14 protein-coding genes and 4 pseudogenes are annotated in these 15,506 nt (G+C 60.7%); 13 read left to right on the top strand and 5 right to left on the bottom strand.

What is annotated here, in order from left to right; genetic code table 11:
• Nucleotides 1-6: 6 nt before the first annotated feature.
• The 12 genes and pseudogenes from ABID59_RS20945 to ABID59_RS20890 form a co-directional block, all read left to right on the top strand.
• Entirely contained in the window at nucleotides 7-1,074 is a 1,068-nt protein-coding gene (locus ABID59_RS20945; RefSeq protein WP_354084611.1) for an ABC transporter ATP-binding protein, read from the top strand.
• On the top strand, nucleotides 1,071-2,891 hold the full coding sequence (locus ABID59_RS20940) for an ABC transporter permease subunit (protein WP_354084610.1): 1,821 nt from the start codon (nucleotides 1,071-1,073) through the stop codon (nucleotides 2,889-2,891). The genes ABID59_RS20945 and ABID59_RS20940 overlap by 4 nt, the downstream gene beginning before the upstream one ends.
• A gap of 283 nt (nucleotides 2,892-3,174) precedes the next feature.
• Complete coding sequence (gene tnpA, locus ABID59_RS20935) at nucleotides 3,175-3,612, top strand: IS66-like element accessory protein TnpA (RefSeq protein ID WP_354084609.1); 438 nt, start codon at nucleotides 3,175-3,177, stop codon at nucleotides 3,610-3,612.
• Nucleotides 3,609-3,965 (top strand): IS66 family insertion sequence element accessory protein TnpB, encoded by a 357-nt coding sequence (tnpB, locus tag ABID59_RS20930; RefSeq protein ID WP_063980520.1) that lies wholly within the window; start codon nucleotides 3,609-3,611, stop codon nucleotides 3,963-3,965. Before tnpA (ABID59_RS20935) ends, tnpB (ABID59_RS20930) begins: the two co-directional genes overlap by 4 nt.
• A 122-nt stretch (nucleotides 3,966-4,087) precedes the next feature.
• A pseudogene (locus ABID59_RS20925) lies at nucleotides 4,088-4,264 on the top strand (transposase domain-containing protein); the annotation flags it as partial.
• 405 nt (nucleotides 4,265-4,669) lie between these two features.
• Complete coding sequence (gene tnpA / locus ABID59_RS37435) at nucleotides 4,670-5,062, top strand: IS66-like element accessory protein TnpA (protein WP_148756537.1); 393 nt, start codon at nucleotides 4,670-4,672, stop codon at nucleotides 5,060-5,062.
• Nucleotides 5,059-5,406, top strand: coding sequence for an IS66 family insertion sequence element accessory protein TnpB (gene tnpB, locus ABID59_RS20915; protein ID WP_148756538.1), 348 nt, complete (start codon nucleotides 5,059-5,061; stop codon nucleotides 5,404-5,406). Before tnpA (ABID59_RS37435) ends, tnpB (ABID59_RS20915) begins: the two co-directional genes overlap by 4 nt.
• 72 nt (nucleotides 5,407-5,478) lie before the next feature.
• On the top strand, nucleotides 5,479-7,134 hold the full coding sequence (tnpC, locus tag ABID59_RS20910) for an IS66 family transposase (RefSeq protein ID WP_148756539.1): 1,656 nt from the start codon (nucleotides 5,479-5,481) through the stop codon (nucleotides 7,132-7,134).
• The gene (locus tag ABID59_RS20905; protein ID WP_148756540.1) at nucleotides 7,134-7,427 is read left to right on the top strand and encodes a hypothetical protein; all 294 of its coding nucleotides are present in this window, start codon (nucleotides 7,134-7,136) and stop codon (nucleotides 7,425-7,427) included. The genes tnpC (ABID59_RS20910) and ABID59_RS20905 overlap by 1 nt, the downstream gene beginning before the upstream one ends.
• A gap of 34 nt (nucleotides 7,428-7,461) precedes the next feature.
• Nucleotides 7,462-8,865 (top strand): annotated as a pseudogene (gene istA / locus ABID59_RS20900) (IS21 family transposase); the annotation flags it as partial.
• Nucleotides 8,862-9,671 (top strand): IS21-like element helper ATPase IstB, encoded by an 810-nt coding sequence (istB, locus tag ABID59_RS20895; RefSeq protein ID WP_354084608.1) that lies wholly within the window; start codon nucleotides 8,862-8,864, stop codon nucleotides 9,669-9,671. The pseudogene istA and the gene istB, both read left to right, overlap by 4 nt.
• Before the next feature lie 146 nt (nucleotides 9,672-9,817).
• Nucleotides 9,818-10,464, top strand: a pseudogene (locus tag ABID59_RS20890) (IS66 family transposase); the annotation flags it as partial.
• A gap of 81 nt (nucleotides 10,465-10,545) precedes the next feature.
• Here the strand turns inward: ABID59_RS20890 and tnpC (ABID59_RS20885) are convergent.
• The 4 genes from tnpC (ABID59_RS20885) to tnpA (ABID59_RS20870) are packed head-to-tail and all read right to left on the bottom strand — an operon-like array spanning nucleotide 10,546 to nucleotide 13,002.
• Entirely contained in the window at nucleotides 10,546-12,210 is a 1,665-nt protein-coding gene (tnpC, locus tag ABID59_RS20885) for an IS66 family transposase (RefSeq protein ID WP_354084607.1), read from the bottom strand.
• Nucleotides 12,211-12,255: 45 nt separating this feature from the next.
• Entirely contained in the window at nucleotides 12,256-12,444 is a 189-nt protein-coding gene (gene tnpB / locus ABID59_RS20880) for an IS66 family insertion sequence element accessory protein TnpB (protein ID WP_354084801.1), read from the bottom strand.
• Nucleotides 12,353-12,550, bottom strand: a complete 198-nt coding sequence (locus ABID59_RS20875; RefSeq protein ID WP_354084606.1) for a hypothetical protein — start codon at nucleotides 12,548-12,550, stop codon at nucleotides 12,353-12,355. The genes tnpB (ABID59_RS20880) and ABID59_RS20875 overlap by 92 nt, the downstream gene beginning before the upstream one ends.
• A 50-nt stretch (nucleotides 12,551-12,600) precedes the next feature.
• On the bottom strand, nucleotides 12,601-13,002 hold the full coding sequence (gene tnpA, locus ABID59_RS20870) for an IS66-like element accessory protein TnpA (protein WP_354084605.1): 402 nt from the start codon (nucleotides 13,000-13,002) through the stop codon (nucleotides 12,601-12,603).
• A 61-nt stretch (nucleotides 13,003-13,063) separates the two neighbouring features.
• On the opposite strand from tnpA (ABID59_RS20870), the pseudogene tnpC (ABID59_RS20865) reads away from it, so the two are divergent.
• Nucleotides 13,064-13,663, top strand: a pseudogene (gene tnpC, locus ABID59_RS20865) (IS66 family transposase); the annotation flags it as partial.
• A gap of 632 nt (nucleotides 13,664-14,295) precedes the next feature.
• On the opposite strand, the gene ABID59_RS20860 reads toward tnpC (ABID59_RS20865), so the two are convergent.
• Nucleotides 14,296-15,468 (bottom strand): M24 family metallopeptidase, encoded by a 1,173-nt coding sequence (locus ABID59_RS20860; protein ID WP_354084604.1) that lies wholly within the window; start codon nucleotides 15,466-15,468, stop codon nucleotides 14,296-14,298.
• Nucleotides 15,469-15,506: the final 38 nt, after the last annotated feature.

The raw sequence follows: 15,506 nt of genomic DNA, 5'->3' as shown, positions 1-15,506 counted from the left end.
TGAAGCTTGACAGAAACTTCTGATACGCTGCAGGTCGAATTCCGAAACGTCACCAAATTATATGGGGCGGTGGCCGCGGTAAAAGATTTATCCTTAGGCGTGCGTCGAGGCGAGTTCCTCACGATCCTTGGTCCAAGCGGTTCGGGAAAGACAACTGCTCTAATGCTGCTCGCTGGGTTTGTGGCGCCGAGCAGCGGCGATATCATCATTTCCGGTAAGTCGGTAGCTTCGGTCCCGTCTTATCACCGTGATCAAGGCATCGTTTTCCAAAACTATGCGCTTTTCCCACATTTGTCGGTGCGTAGAAATCTAGAATTTCCGTTGGAAATGCGCGGCATGGAGGCAAGCGAGAGAGCAACGAGAGTGGCTCGGATGCTCGAGCGCGTCCATCTCAAGGAATTTGGGGACCGCATGCCCTCGCAGTTAAGCGGAGGGCAGCAACAGCGCGTGGCGCTTGCTCGAGCGCTGATAGCTGATTCGCCTATCCTCTTGCTCGATGAGCCTCTTGGCGCACTCGATCGGAACCTCCGCGAACAGATGCAAGGAGAAATCAAGAGCCTGCACTGTGAGTTTAGCAAGACGACGATATGCGTGACACACGATCAAGAGGAAGCGCTGACGCTTTCGGATCGGATCGTGGTTATGCGTGCCGGGGAAATCGAGCAGATCGATACCCCAGAAGCTCTTTACGACCGTCCCACCACGCGCTTCGTCGCGAGCTTCCTGGGCGAAGCTAATTTCCTCACTGATCGCGAATTCAAGATAGAATCGGATGCACGAACGTCCGATGCGATGCCAATGATTCGGCCGGAGCGCATTCGCATCATCCCACCTAACGGGCGGCTGCAAGACGGTACTGGTGAACACCAGTTTGCCAGCGGTACTATCGCGAGCATGATTTATGCAGGCCCATTGAGAAAATACGAAGTGCGCGTAGGCAGCACCGTTGTGATCATACGCGAGCATGTAGCCGCGGGGCAGCAGATATTTAGGCCAGGCGATGAAGTGCAGCTCGAGTGGCGGCGCTCCGATATCCGCTTCGTCGCGAGCTATAATACGAGAGGCTCCGAATGAACGAGCTGCGGAAGATCTGGCGAGTACCCCTTGGACTCACAATTCCTGCGTTCGCCATTCTACTCGTGGTGTTCGGGCTCCCAGCTATTCAACTGTTCCTGATCAGCACAAACGCACCGTCATTCTCAATCACGAATTATCACGCGTTCTTCGAACAACCAGGCAATATCCTGATCCTATTGCAGACGATCAAGGTAAGCGTCGTAACTACCTTCATTTGTCTCATCATCGGCTACCCGACTGCTTATCTCATCGTAAATGCGTCGAAACCCGCCAGCGCGGCGCTGATCGTCCTTGTCTTCATTCCCTGGTTAACCAGCGGCCTTGTTCGCACCTATGCATGGACCGTGATCCTGGGTGACCATGGATTGATCAACAACGTTCTTATCGGGATTGGTATCATCTCCACTCCGCTTTCTCTTCTTTATAATCGACTCGCCGTCTACATCGGCATGGTTCACATCGTGCTTCCGATAATGATCTTGCCGCTGGTCAGTGTTATGTACGGTATCGACAAGTCGTTAGTAGCGGCTGCCCGAAGTATGGGAGCGCGTCCTGTCCTGGCCTTTTGGCGAGTGTTCTTCCCTCTGAGCCTCCCCGCTGTAAGAAGCGGGACTATGTTGGTTTTTGTAGTCTGCCTTGGCTTTTACATCACGCCCCAAGCGCTCGGCGGACTTAGCGACGCTATGTTGTCGAACTTCATCGCGGCCCAGCTCACGAACTCTCTGGATTTCGGCCCTATAGCTGCAGAGGCCTTCATTCTTCTGCTGATAGCCATCATCATGCTGTCGCTTTTCGGACTGGATCTATCTGGTACGCAGAGCCAACCCGAATCGGTTCGCAAATCGGAACGCGGCTGGGCATCCGGTTTGGGAACGTTGCGACGACAGGTCGGCGAGTTTGTTGTTCCCCTTCGGGCACGTCGCTGGCCAAAACAGCTGTACCAGCCAGTACATAGCGTAAGGGTATGGAATGCTCTGGCTGCGATATTCGTAATTCTGGTGATGATGTTCCTGCTGTTTCCGGGTTTGATCGTCATAGTCATGTCATTTAGTGCCGGAGCTTTTCTAGAGTTTCCCCCTTCAGGTTTTTCACTGAAGTGGTACCGATCGTTTTTTGGTGATTCCTCCTGGACTGGCGCGCTCTGGAACAGTCTCCAGATCGGCGTGATGGTCACTGTGCTCTCGACGGTCACGGGGACGCTGGCGGCGTTCGGGCTTACCCGAACGTCTTCACGAACTCGCAGATTCCTCATGCTGGTCATTCTGACGCCTATCACGTTTCCGACCATCGTAGTCGGGGTTGCGTGTTATCTTGGCTTGGTAAACCTTGGACTGATCGGCACGAAACTTGGCATTGTTCTCGCGCATAGTATTGGCGCCATTGGCTACGTCGTCGTCATCGTCGCTGCGACGTTATCGAATTTCGATCAGCGTTTGGAGCAAGCCGCCAAGAGCATGCGCGCCGGTCCCATTCGGACGTTCGTTAGGGTGACGCTCCCGCTGATCAAGCCAGGGATCATTGGAGGTGCGGTATTTGCCTTTATTTCGTCCTTCGACGAGGTGGTCGTCACGTCACTTGTGAGCGGGTTTTCCTTGCGAACTCTTCCGCTGAAGATGCTGGAGAACATGAACCAGCAGATCGATCCGACGATCGCCGCGGTAGGCGCTCTACTTGTGCTCATGCCTGTGCTCTGGATAGCAGCTCTATATCTCACGCTGTGGCGCTCCAGACGCGCGCATGAGGCAGGTCTGCCGCTCGCAGGGCTCGCCGATCGGGCTGAAGTGCCTAGCAGCGCCGCGGGTCAGCGTCAGTAGAGCCGGATAATCAGCGCGGGAAGCTCCCCACGAGTGTGTGCACGGATATCCGATCGGTTTCGGGCGCCGTTCGTTCTGACGCGATCGGTGAGCTCCCGGTGAGGCAACATGATCACAACAGGTCGGCAGCCCTCCCGGTGTTCGGTAAGAGAATCGCAGGGTGTTCGCCAGCTATTGGAGTGCAGGGCAAGATGGCTTCTTAAGAGTAAGCGTCGTTCTGCACCCACCTTCTCGCGGCACATTGGATAGGCGAGTTTCACGATCTCTTTGAAGGGATCGGCTTATGTCTATGCTTGACCATACGCTTAAGTCGGATGTGACGACGCATCGACTGGAAGTGATCACGGAGACGGGACGACGTCGCTGGTTTTCCAGGGACGACAAGGCCCGGATTGTCGAGGAGACGCTGGTGCCAGGCGCGGTCGTTTCCGAGATTGCTCGACGACACGGGCTGACACCGCAACAAGTGTTCACTTGGCGCCGGCAAGCACGCCGGCTGCCGACGCCGATGGCTGACGATCCGCCGTTTGTACCGGCGATGGTAGACGCCATGGTACCGGCCGTGGCTGTTGGCCATGAGCGCAAAACAGCGCAACGCAAGACCAAGCCGGATGTCGGGGGCATCGAGATCGAAGCCGAAGGCGTCACTATCCGGGTCGGCCGAGGCGCGGACGTGGCGATGATTGCGGCCATCGTCCATGCGCTGAAGGCAAGCCGATGATCGGCCCGTCCGGAACTGTCCGGGTGATGGTGGCAACCAAGCCGGTCGACTTCCGCAAGGGAATGGAGGGGCTTGCTATGTTGGTACGCGAGCACATGAAGGCCGATCCGTTCTCGGGTGCTGTTTATGTGTTCCGTGCCAAGCGGGCGGACCGGATCAAGCTGATCTTCTGGGATGGTACGGGTTTGTGCCTGTTCGCCAAGCGGCTCGAGGAAGGCGTCTTCCGCTGGCCGAAGATCGAGGATGGCGTGATGCGTTTGTCGGCGGCGGAATTGTCGGCGCTGCTCGAGGGGCTTGATTGGCGGCGTGTCCACGCGGCACGGGAGACGGTTGTCCCGACGCAAGCCGGATAATTGTGGGCCGCGCTGCGGCGAAGTGAATCAGGGGCATCGAGCGCGTCGTCAGGCGGGCGCGAATATGCTCTGATTTGCCTGTGAGCGATAACCTTCCTGATGATCCCGAGACGCTCAAGGCGATGCTGCTGGCAGCGCTTCACGAGAGCGAACGGCTGCGTCAGATTATCAAGGAGCTGCAACGCCACCGCTTTGGCCGGAAGGCCGAGACGCTCCCCGAGGAGCAGATGCTGCTGGGCCTCGAGGACGTCCAACAGGTCGCAGCCTCTGCCGAGGCCGGTCAGGACGAGACAGCCCCGTGCGGCGCGACAATCAAGATGGGAATCCCGCGACAATCAGGATGAGAATGCGCTGCTGCCGGGGTGACGAAGGGAGGGCGTAGCCCGACCGGAGTTACCCCGGCAGCGGCGTTGGCGCCCGAAGGGGCCTCATTTGGCGGTAACGGCGGCAGGTCAAGGATCGGTTTTCTCCTTCGAGAGGACCAATTCCTTGGCCGGCCGGCATGTCACCGATCAACAAATGAGGCTTTTCATGAGCTTGCGTCGTACCCATTCGCCAGCCGTCGCCGGTGCCGAGGCCGGTTTCAGCACTTCCGCCGCCTACCGGTTCGAAAAGGAGTATCCCTCCGGCGGCGGCCGCCTTGTCTAGTTTGAGAGGCGGGCCGAGGATTTGACCTTAAGTCTAGCTTTAAGGTCACGTGGCGAATGCAGGTCAATGTGCTGGGCGCCGAGCGTCGGCGGCGATGGAGTTACGACGAGAAGGTTCGCCTGGTCGAAGAGACCTTGCAAGCTGGCGAGACGGTTTGCGGCGTCGCGCGCCGGCATGGGGTGGCCCATAGCCTGCTGTTTACGTGGCGTCGACAAGCGCGCCAGGGTCGACTGGGCGGAGATGCCGCGCCTGCTCTTGTTCCCGTCGAGATCACACCTGTGGCGGCTCCGATCTCGAACGGCGTGCCACAACCACCGTCTTCACCGCCTGCGCAGCGTGCAAGGGCTGGAATCATCGAGATCGAGCTTGGCGGCTGTCGTGTTCGCGTTGACCGCGACGTGGACGTTGAGGCGCTGCAGCGAGTTCTTGAACTCCTGCGGCGACGATGATCCCGATTCCGAGCGGCGTCAGGGTTTGGATCGCCACTGGCCACACCGATATGCGTCGTGGCATGCGAAGCCTTGCTCTAACAGTTCAGGAGAGCCTGAAGCGCGATCCCCACGCTGGCGATCTCTACATCTTCCGTGGCCGCCGCGGTGATCTGGTCAAGATTCTCTGGCATGACGGGTTGGGCCTGTCGCTCTACGCCAAGCGCCTGGACCGCGGAAAGTTCATCTGGCCCTCGGCATCGGCCGGCGCGATATCGATCTCAGCGGCGCAAATGGCTTACATGCTTGAGGGCATCGACTGGAGGAATCCCCAACTAAGCTGGCGGCCGCAGAGCGCAGGCTGAGCGGATTAATCTGCAGCTTTTTTTGCATTTTGGGGAGTCACATCGCGTCCAATCTGTGATTCACTGCGTCGCATGCATGCTAATCGCGACCCTGCTCCGGATGACATCGCCGCCCTGAAGGAGGCGCTGACCGTCGAGCGCGCGAAGGGTTTGGAGATCGCTGCTGAACTCGCGGTCGCCCGCGCGAAAGCGTCGGAAGACGAGGCGCTGATTGCCCAGCAGAGGCTGCAGATCGCCAAGCTAAAGCATCAGATCTACGGACAGCGGTCGGAGCGTTCTTCGCGCCTGATCGAGCAGTTGGCGCTGACATTCGAAGAGCTGGAGGCCGATGCCATCGAGGACGAGCTTGCGGCAGAACGAGCCGTGGCCAAGACGACGACGGTGCGCGGATTTACGCGCAAGCGCCCCGAGCGTCAGACGTTCCCCGAGCATCTGCCACGCGAGCGGGTAGTGATTGATCCGCCGACAGCTTGTGAATGCTGCGGCAGCAACCGTCTGCGCAAGCTCGGCGAGGACGTGACGCGGACGCTGGAAGTGGTGCCGCGCCAGTGGAAGGTGATCGAGACGGTGCGGGAGAAGTTCAGCTGCCGTGACTGCGAGAAGATCAGCCAGCCACCGGCGCCGTTCCACGCCATCGCCAGGGGATGGGCCGGCCCAAGCCTCTTGGCCATGATCGTGTTCGAGAAGTTCGGTCAGCATCAGCCCTTGAACCGTCAGGCCGAGCGCTACGCTCTGGAAGGCGTGCCAATCGCGCTGTCGACCATGGCAGATGCCGTAGGGGCGTGCTGCACGGTGTTGGAGCCGTTGTCGCGGCTCTTGGAAGCCCACGTCATGGCAGCCGAACGCCTCCATGGCGACGACACCACCGTGCCCGTGCTGGCCTTGGGCAAGTGCGATGTCGCTCGATGCTGGGTCTATGTGAAGGACGATCGCCCCTTCGGCGGCTCAGATCCGCCGGCGGCGATGTTTTATTACTCGCGCGATCGAAGTGGTGAGCATCCGCAGGCGCATCTGGCCAACTACACCGGGATCCTCCAGGCCGACGCCTTCGGCGGATACATCAAGCTCTACGAGCCCGCGCGAAGTCCTGGGCTGATCAGGGAAGCGGCCTGTTGGGTCCATGCCCGGCGCCCGTTCTTCGCCATGGCGGATCTTGAGGAGAACGCGCGGCGCAAAGCGGCCGGAAAGAAGGAGATCGTCATCTCGCCCGTCGCCATGGAGATCGTGCGCCGCATCGACGCTCTGTTCGAGATCGAGCGCTCTATCAATGGTCAAAACGCCGACCAACGAAGGGCTGTTCGCCAGGCGCAGAGCGCGCCGCTCGTCGCCGATCTGGAAGCCTATATGCGCGAGCAGTGCGCCAAGCTCTCCCGCGGTCACGATCTGGCCAAGGCCATGAACTATATGTTCAAGCGCTGGACCTCCTTCACGCGCTTCCTCGACGATGGCCGCGTCTGCCTCTCGAACAATGCCGCCGAAAGAGCGCTGCGCGGCATCGCATTAGGTAGAAAGTCGTGGTTATTCTGTGGATCCGACCGCGGAGGGCGCCGAGCCGCCGCCATGTATAGCCTCATCGTCTCTGCCAAGATGAACGCGGTTGACCCTCAGGCCTGGCTCGCCGATGTCCTCGCTCGCATCGCCACCCACCCCGCCCACAGGCTCGATGAGCTGCTGCCCTGGAACTGGAAGACTGCGCAACAGCAAGGCCTTGCGGCGCAGGCGGCTTGATGGGGCACGTCAACAAAGTCAGCCACGTGTTCACGCTCAGCCATGTCGCTGAGATGCTCGGTGAAGACGAGGAATGGCTGTTCGAGGTCGCCGAAGAAATGGACACCGAGGATGGCCAGCTATGGGTCGTCGGCGTCGGTGAAGACGGGGTGATGGCGTTCACCGATGACGGGATCGAGAACCTCAAAGAGCTGATCGCAATCCACAAGGACACCCCCAGCATCATCGAAAAACGCCGCCAAGCGCTCGCCGCGATGATGAAGCCGAAGACCGAAGAGTCCGACGAGATCTAACCGCTAACCGGATAGATCAGCGTGCTTGCGGCCTACAGCGCATGGTTACGAAAAGGATCCCGGACTTCCATCTCAAAAGAAGGTGCCCCGCGAACGTCGCCGGGCTGATCCATTCGCCGATGTCTGGGAAAATGACGTTCTCCCTATGCTGAGGGCCGCCCCTGGCTTGCGGCCGATCTCCGTCTTCGAGGAACTATGCCGCCGGCATCCGAAGCTGGGTACCGGGACACGGCGGACGCTTGAGCGGCGCATTCGGGCATGGCGGGCGGTGAACGGCCCGGATCGGGAGGTGATCTTCCGCCAGGAGCATCCGCCGGGCCGCATGGGCTTGTCGGACTTCACCGAGGTCGCCGATCTCGGCGTCACCATCGCCGGCCAGTTGCTGGACTGCCGGCTCTACCACTTCCGCCTGCCGTTCTCCGGCTTCGAACACGCCCATGTCGTGCTCGGCGGCGAAAGTTTTGTAGCCCTTGCGGAAGGGCTGCAAAACGCCCTGTGGTCGCTGGGCGGGGTTCCCGAGCAGCACCGAAGCGACAGCCTCTCGGCGGCGTTCCGCAATCTCGGCACTGATGCCAAAGAGGATTTGACGACACGCTACGAGGCGTTCTGCGGCCACTACGGCATGACGCCGACCCGCAACAATCCCGGCGTGTCGCATGAGAACGGTTCGATCGAAAGCGCACACGGCCATCTCAAGAGAGCACTCGCAGATGCCCTGCTGCTGCGTGCCTCGCGCGACTTCGACGATCTTGCGGCATGGCGGGCCTTCGTCGACGAGATCGTTGGCCGCGGCAACGCGCGCAATGCCAAGCGCATCGACCAGGAGCGGATGGCGCTGAAGAAATTGCCGGCCCGCAAGACCGCCGATTATGAGGAGGTCAACGTCGACGTCACGACGTCCAGCGCCTTCACATTGCGCAAGGTATTTTACTCGGTCCCATCCCGCCTGATCGGTCACCGGCTGCGGGTGCGGCTTTATGACGACCGGCTCGAATGCTTCCAGGGCGCCACGCACATCATCACCTTGCGGCGCGGGCGAACGCTGCCGAACGGCAAGCACGGCCATGTCGTCGACTATCGCCATGTCATTCATTCCTTGCGCCGCAAGCCGATGGCGCTGCTCAATCTGGTCTATCGTGACCAGCTCTTCCCCCGCCGCGTCTACGCCCTCGCGTTCGATGCCTTGCTCGCTGGACTCGGCGAGAGGCCAGCCTGCCGGGCCATGGTCGGACTTCTGGCGCTCGCACACGAACGTGCCTGCGAGGCGGAACTCGGCGTCATGCTGCAATCAGCCCTCGACGACGGCGTCCTGCCGGACCTCAAGTCGTTGATCGAGCGCTTCCGCCCGAAGGACATGGCACTACCGGTCGTCATCGTCACGCTGCCATCGCTCGCCATCTACGACCAGATCGCCGCGACCGTGGGAGAGGCAGCATGAATGCGCCCGACAAGATCGACGCCGCCCGTCTCGAACTGCTGCTCAGCGATCTGCGCCTGCCCGGCATCAAGCTGATCTGGACCGCCCTGGCGGAGACCGCCGATAAGGAAGGCTGGCCTGCAGCCCGCTTCCTGGCTGCGCTGGCCGAACAGGAGATGGTGGAGCGAAGCCGGCGCCGCTTCGAACGTCATCTGGAGGAAGCGCGACTGCCTCCGGGAAAGACCCTCGACGCCTTCGACTTCGATGCCGTGCCGATGATCTCGAAGGCGCAGGTGCAGGCGCTCGCCGCTGGTGACGCCTGGCTCGAAAAGGGCGCCAATCTCTTGTGTTTTGGCCCGCCAGGCGGCGGTAAATCGCATCTGGCGGCGGCGCTCGGCATGGCCCTGATCGAAAAGGGCTGGCGCGTATTGTTCACCAGAACCACAGATCTCGTGCAAAAGCTCCAGATCGCGCGCCGTGATCTCGCGCTCGAAGCGGCGATCGCCAAACTCGACAAATATCACCTCCTGATTCTCGACGATCTTGCCTATGTGACCAAGGATCAAGCGGAGACCAGCGTTCTGTTCGAACTGATCAGCGCTCGCTACGAACGACGATCGATGCTCATCACCGCCAATCAGCCATTTGGTGAATGGGGAAAAATCTTCCCGGATCAAGCCATGACCCTCGCGGCAATCGACCGCCTCGTCCATCACGCCACGATCCTCGAAATGAATGTCGACAGCTATCGCCGGAAAGAAGCTGTCGACAAAGCGCGCGGAGTCGGACGACCGCCAACGCGCGCGACAATCAAAGGCTCAGCTTGATTGTCGCTCCACGACAATCAAATCACGCGTCACGAAAATATCGCTTGCGTTATCGTCGCGCCGCGACAATCATCCTCCCACCACGACCGCCGAAATGGCCAACCTGATTGTCGCTGGCTTCTCATCCAGATTGTCGCGCTATAGCCCCGGAAGGCCGGGCCGAACGGGCGCGCAAGCGCCGCAACAATCGCGGAGCACTGCCGGCGCATCTGCCGCGGATCGAGGTCGTCGTCGACATCGACGACAAGACCTGCCCCTGCTGCCAGGGCGAACTGCATCGGATCGGTGAAGACAGGAGCGAACGGCTGGACGTGGTGCCGGCGCAGTTCCGCGTTGTCGTCACCCGGCGCCCCAAATACGCCTGCCGCGCCTGCGAGGACGGCGTCATGCAGGCCGAGGCTCCGGCCCGGCTGATCGAGGGCGGCCTACCGACGGAGGCAACCGTCGCCCAGGTTCTGGTGTCCAAATATGCCGATCATCTGCCGCTCTACCGGCATGCGCAGATCTATGCCCGCCAGGGCATCGTTCTCGATCGATCAACGCCAAGCTGTTCGCCGACGAGACGACGGTGCCGGTGCTCGATCCCGGTCGAGGGCGCACCAAAACCGGCCAGCTCTGGGCCTATGCCGCCGACGATAGGCCCTGGTGCGGCCTCGATCCGCCCGGCATCGCCTATGTCTATGCACCCGACCGCAAAGCCGAGCGGCTGTTCAGCCATCTTGCCGGCTTCAAGGGCATCCTGCAGGTCGATGGCTACAACGCCTACCCAAAGCTTGCCGAGCGTGGTGAGGTTGAGCGTACGCATACGACGAAGACCGCCTGATTGACGCATGCGCGCGGGCGTGGCGATCTGCAAGATAGCGTTGGGTGAAGGTTAGGCGGCTTGCTGATCGTCGATCTTGCGGGTTTGGCGCAGAAGCTTCCATTCCCAGGGCAGCAGTTCGTGCAGGCGCGAAGTGGGAAGATCGGCGATGCGGGCGAGGACGTCGGCGAGCCAGGCCTTGGAATCGACGTCGTTGAGACGACAGGTCGTGATCATCGTCAGCATGATGGCAGCACGGTCGGCACCATGCTGGCTGCCGGCGAAGGTCCAGTTGCGCCTTCCCAAGGCGATGCCTCTCAATGCGCGCTCAGCACAATTGTTGGTCAGGCAGATCCTGCCGTCGTCGAGGAAGCGGGCGAAGTCGTCCCAGCGCCTGAGCATGTAATTCATGGGCTTCAGGACCTCGGAGGAGCGCGAGAGGGTTTCTCGCTCTCGGAGCAACCAGGCGTGCATGTCGTCGAGCAGCGGCTTGCTTCTCTCCTGGCGCACGGCTCGCCGCTCGTCGGCGCTGCGGCCATTGATGGCGCGTTCGATCTCGAACAACGCGTCAAGGCGTCTGACCGCCACCAGCGCGATCGGAGAGACCGGTTTGCTCTTGCGGCCTTCCCGGGCGGTTTTCTCGATGTCAGCCAACTCGAAGAAACCCCGTCGCGCATGGGCGAAGCAGAATGCCGGCGTGATCGGTAGCACCTTCCTCTGCGGGTCGAACATGGGTTCGAAGCCGCTGTAGCAGTCCGCCTGCAAGATGCCAGCGAAGCCAGCCAGATGCTTCTGGGGGTGTGCGCCGCGGCGGTCGCCCGAAGCATAGTAAACCGCGGCCGGCGGCGCAGGCCCGGCGAACGGCTGGTCATCCCGCACATACGTCCAGATCCGCCCAGTCGTGCACTTGCCCTTCGCCAGGATGCGGATGGTGGTGTCATCGCCATGTAGGCGCTCGGCCGCGAGCACATGGCGCTCGATCAGCTGGAACAGCGGCATAACGGCGAAGGTCCCGTGGCCGACCTGGTCGGCCAGCGTCGACAGCGGCAAATCGATCCTCTCGGCCTTAAAGCGCACGCTCTGACGGTTGAGCGGGATATGCATGCCGAACTTGTCGAACAGGATTGTCGCCAACAATTGTGGACCGATGAAGCCACGCGGTGTGGCATGGAACGGCGCGGGCGGCTGGCTGATTTTCTCGCAATCGCGGCAGGTGAACTTTTCTCGAACCGTCTCTATCAGCTTGAACCGGCGCGGGACCTCCTCCAACGTCTCGGTCACATCCTCGCCCAGCTTAGCCAGGCGCGCCCCACCGCAGCAGGCGCAGGTCGTTGGCGCCTCAATGACGACCCGCTCGCGTTCGATGTCGTCGGGCCAAGGCTTGCGCACCGGCCGCTTGCGCGTGAAGGCCCGAACGTTCTGTACCTTTGCAGCCGCGGCACGAGCGGCGAGCTCATCCTCACTCGCCGTGGTGATGAGTTCTTCGAGCTCCAATTCCAATTGCTCGATCAGCCGCGCCGTACGCTCGGACCGCGGCCCGTACAGTTCGCGTTTGAGCTTCTCGATCCGCAGCTCGAGATGTGCCATCAGCGCTTCGTTGTCCGACAGCTCCGCCCGCGCGCTGGCGGCATCCGCGACTGCGATATCGCGCTCAACCTCCAACGCCTTGCGCTCGGCCAGCAGCGCCATGTAGGCGCTCGCAAGATCCGCAGGAAGATCGTCCGGCTTCGAGGTCATGAAGCCATTGAATCAGATCGAGCAGCAGATTCAAACCCAAAACCGTTATCCGACTCGCGTCGGACGCTGGGTTTCTTGCGGGGTGCGCCAATCGATTCCGGACAACAGATAGCTCAACTGCGCCGGCGAGATCGTCACCGTTTCACCGCCAACCGATGGCCAGATGAACCTTCCTCGCTCGAGTCTTTTGGTAAAAAGGCATGCTCCCTGGCCATCGTGCCAGATCAGCTTCACAAGATCGCTGCGGCGACCGCGGAAGAGCAAACAAATGACCGCTGAGCGGGTCTTTGTGCAGCACCTCCTGCACTTGGAGCGCCAAGGACGGAAAGCCTCGGCGCATGTCCGTGTAGCCTGTCGCGAGCCACACTCGCGCGCCCGTCGGAACCGGGATCATCGGCGGACCAAAGCATCGAGAACGCGACGTAGCGCGTCTCCGTCCACGTCGCCATCGACCCGGATGCGGTGCCCGCTACCAAGATCAATCTCGATGATGCCTTGGCTCTTCCGTCGACGCACCGCCGTCGTCGTCAACGGCGCTTCGGCCGCCTCCCGCGATGGCGCAGACGGCCCAATCTCGACTGGAACAAACGGCGCTATGCTCGCTTCGCCGTGCCTGCAAAGCTCCTTGCGCCACCTGAACAGCTGGCTCACATGAAGCCCGGCCACGCGAGCCACCTCGGAAACATTGGCGCCGGGCTCGAGCGACGCTGCAACAAGCCGTTCCTTCTCATCCTGCGACCACCGGCGCCGCCGCTCGACCGATGTGATCACCTCCGCCCTCGAAATCGTCATAGCGCTTCTCCTAGGATTACCCCTAGGACCTGCAGCGTTCGCCTCCGTCAAACAAGGCGGCCTTCCTCGTAGGCGTACGGTTGAGCTCGCCTTCTGCTGGGTGCACATGCGGCGCAACTTCTACGAACTCGCGACAGCCGGCCCCGCTCCGATCGCGAGCGAGGCGCTGAAGCACATCGCCGCATTCTATGCGATCGAGAAGGAGATCCGCGGCCGCAGCGCCGAGGAACGTCGCCTCGTGCGGCAGCAGAAGAGCCGGCCGCTCGCCGATGCCTTCGAGGCCTGGCTGCGCGCCAAGCTGGCGCTCATCAGCCAGAAGATCAAGCTCGCCGAAGCCATCCGCTATGCCCTCTCGCGCTGGCAAGGCTTAACGCGCTTCATCGAAGACGGCCGCATCGAACTCGACAACAATACCGTCGAACGATCAATCCGTGGGATCAAGCTCAGTCGCAAAAACGCGCTGTTTGCCGGATCCGACGGTGGAGCCGAACACTGGGCTGTCGTCGCGTCCTTGGTCGAGACTTGCAAGCTCAACGACGTCGATCCGCTCGCCTATCTCACCGGCGTCCTGACCAGGATCGTCAACGGGCATCCAAACCGCGACATCGACCAGCTACTGCCCTGGGCCTACCGCGCTCAAGCCCTCAAAGCAGTGGCCTGAGAACGACGCTTACTCTTAAGACGGCTCGCCGGACAATGGAACGGTGGGAGTTCAGGAAGGTTTTCGGCAATTGCCGGACCGCGTACGCCGAGAAGGCCCGGCAAGCTCTGCCGGATGCTTGTTCACCGCACTGGCGGCTATGCTGTAGCTCCCTCGTGCTGCGACGAGGCGCCTGAAAACCTTGCGTTCTCCGCAGCCTTGCCCTCAAAGTTCTGCGTACCCACCGCGCGCGCGGCGCGTGGACTGTGACAAGCCTTCTTCATCTCCTCATCAGCGCTCAAGGTCATGTGCAAACGTGCTGAACTGGGCCTCGCGCTCCGGCGCGGTGAGAGTGGACACAAGAGTTTAGCGCTTCCAAACAAGCGGCATCGCAGAAGGTCTCGTTCGATAGTCTCCCTAATCGTACGGCAGACACCGTCCGCTTTCTCGGAGCAACTCCGTCGGTTGAAACATGCAGAGGAACTGACCCGCGCCATCGCGTGGTCCACGCGGGACATGATGGGTGGGCTCAATGAAGGCGTCATGGGCGACGCAATGACTTTGCCTAACACGGCGGTTCTTTCCAGGTGCAGAATCGTCCGGGTCTGACTGCCCTTTGACGGATCTCTCCGCGAGAAATCACAATCAGAAACTTAAAGCTGGAACAGCTCGCGCGGCAATTTCGTAAATGGTTCGCCTCCCGCATCGGTCACGCGGAATGTTTCGCTGATTACGTAGCCCAGGTCTTCGTCGATCCAGTTTCCGAGCATAAGGTGAAACGTCATATTCTGCTTCAGGACGGTCATGTCGCCTTCCTTCAGACTAGCCGTCGGCTCCGTCCAATCGATTCCAACGGCATATCCGCACCGCGATTCCTTCTCAAAGCCATGTTTTCGCAGCGTCGTGTTGAATGCCTTCGCGACATCGTTACACGTTCTTCCGGTCCGAGCGGCAGCAAGAGCGGCCTCCAGCCCCGCTACTTCGCCTTCATGCAGCCGCCGTAGCTCATCCGCCGGCTTTCCGATGATCATCGTCCTCATCAAAGGGGATGTGTAGCCGTGGCGCACGCCGCTGAACTCCAAATTGATCTGTGATCCGGGACGGAAGGTGTCCTCGGTCCAGCGGATATGGCAAGTAGAGGTGCGTGGCGTAGAGCACAGGAAAAAGCTGGCAAGGTCGGTACCTGGCTTGCCATCGGCTCCGCGTACCAGTGTGGCGATGATCTCCGCGGATGCATCCGCCTCACGCACTCCTGGGCGGATGACTTCCGTCGCTTTGAGCATCCCGGCGTCGCTAATCGCCGCCGCCTCACGCATAATCGTAATTTCCAAATCAGATTTGAGACCGCGGATCCAGGTCACCGCATTTGTGCAGTCGACGATCTTCGCATCAGGCGCGCGCACCTTGAACTTTTCGTTGGCCAGCGCCGGCAAGAACTTCGCTTCGAGGCCGATACTTCCTCGGCCAAAGTCTTCGTCCAAGATGAAGTCGATGATCGCATCATATCCGTCTCGGTCGGGATTGGCTATGAGCGCCTCCGGATAACCGATTACGCGATCTCGATCGATGAACATTTGGTGTATCGCCGCCGGCGCGTCCATGCGGCGGGTGATGAAAGTTGGCTCCTCGGCCTTGGAAGAAACGATCAGGCCCTGAGGTACATATCCCGATTTAGAGGTGTAACCAGAAAGGTACGTGATATTCGCAGGAGTTGTGACTACAAGCACGTCAATCTCCCGCCTCCTCATCTCCGATTTAACGGCAGTCAGCCGCCGTAGATACTCTGAACGAGGGAAGGGCTGCGGGCTGCTCTTGGGCATAGTCATGAATTCAGCTCCTTGAGAACTTTTTACCATGCAGTTGT

It is taken from the genome of Bradyrhizobium sp. S3.3.6, assembly GCF_040546905.1.
In the GTDB taxonomy this organism is placed as follows: Bacteria; Pseudomonadota; Alphaproteobacteria; order Rhizobiales; family Xanthobacteraceae; genus Bradyrhizobium; species Bradyrhizobium cytisi.
Note: the sequence above shows the minus strand (reverse complement) of the source record. Positions and strands in the feature narration are given on the sequence as shown.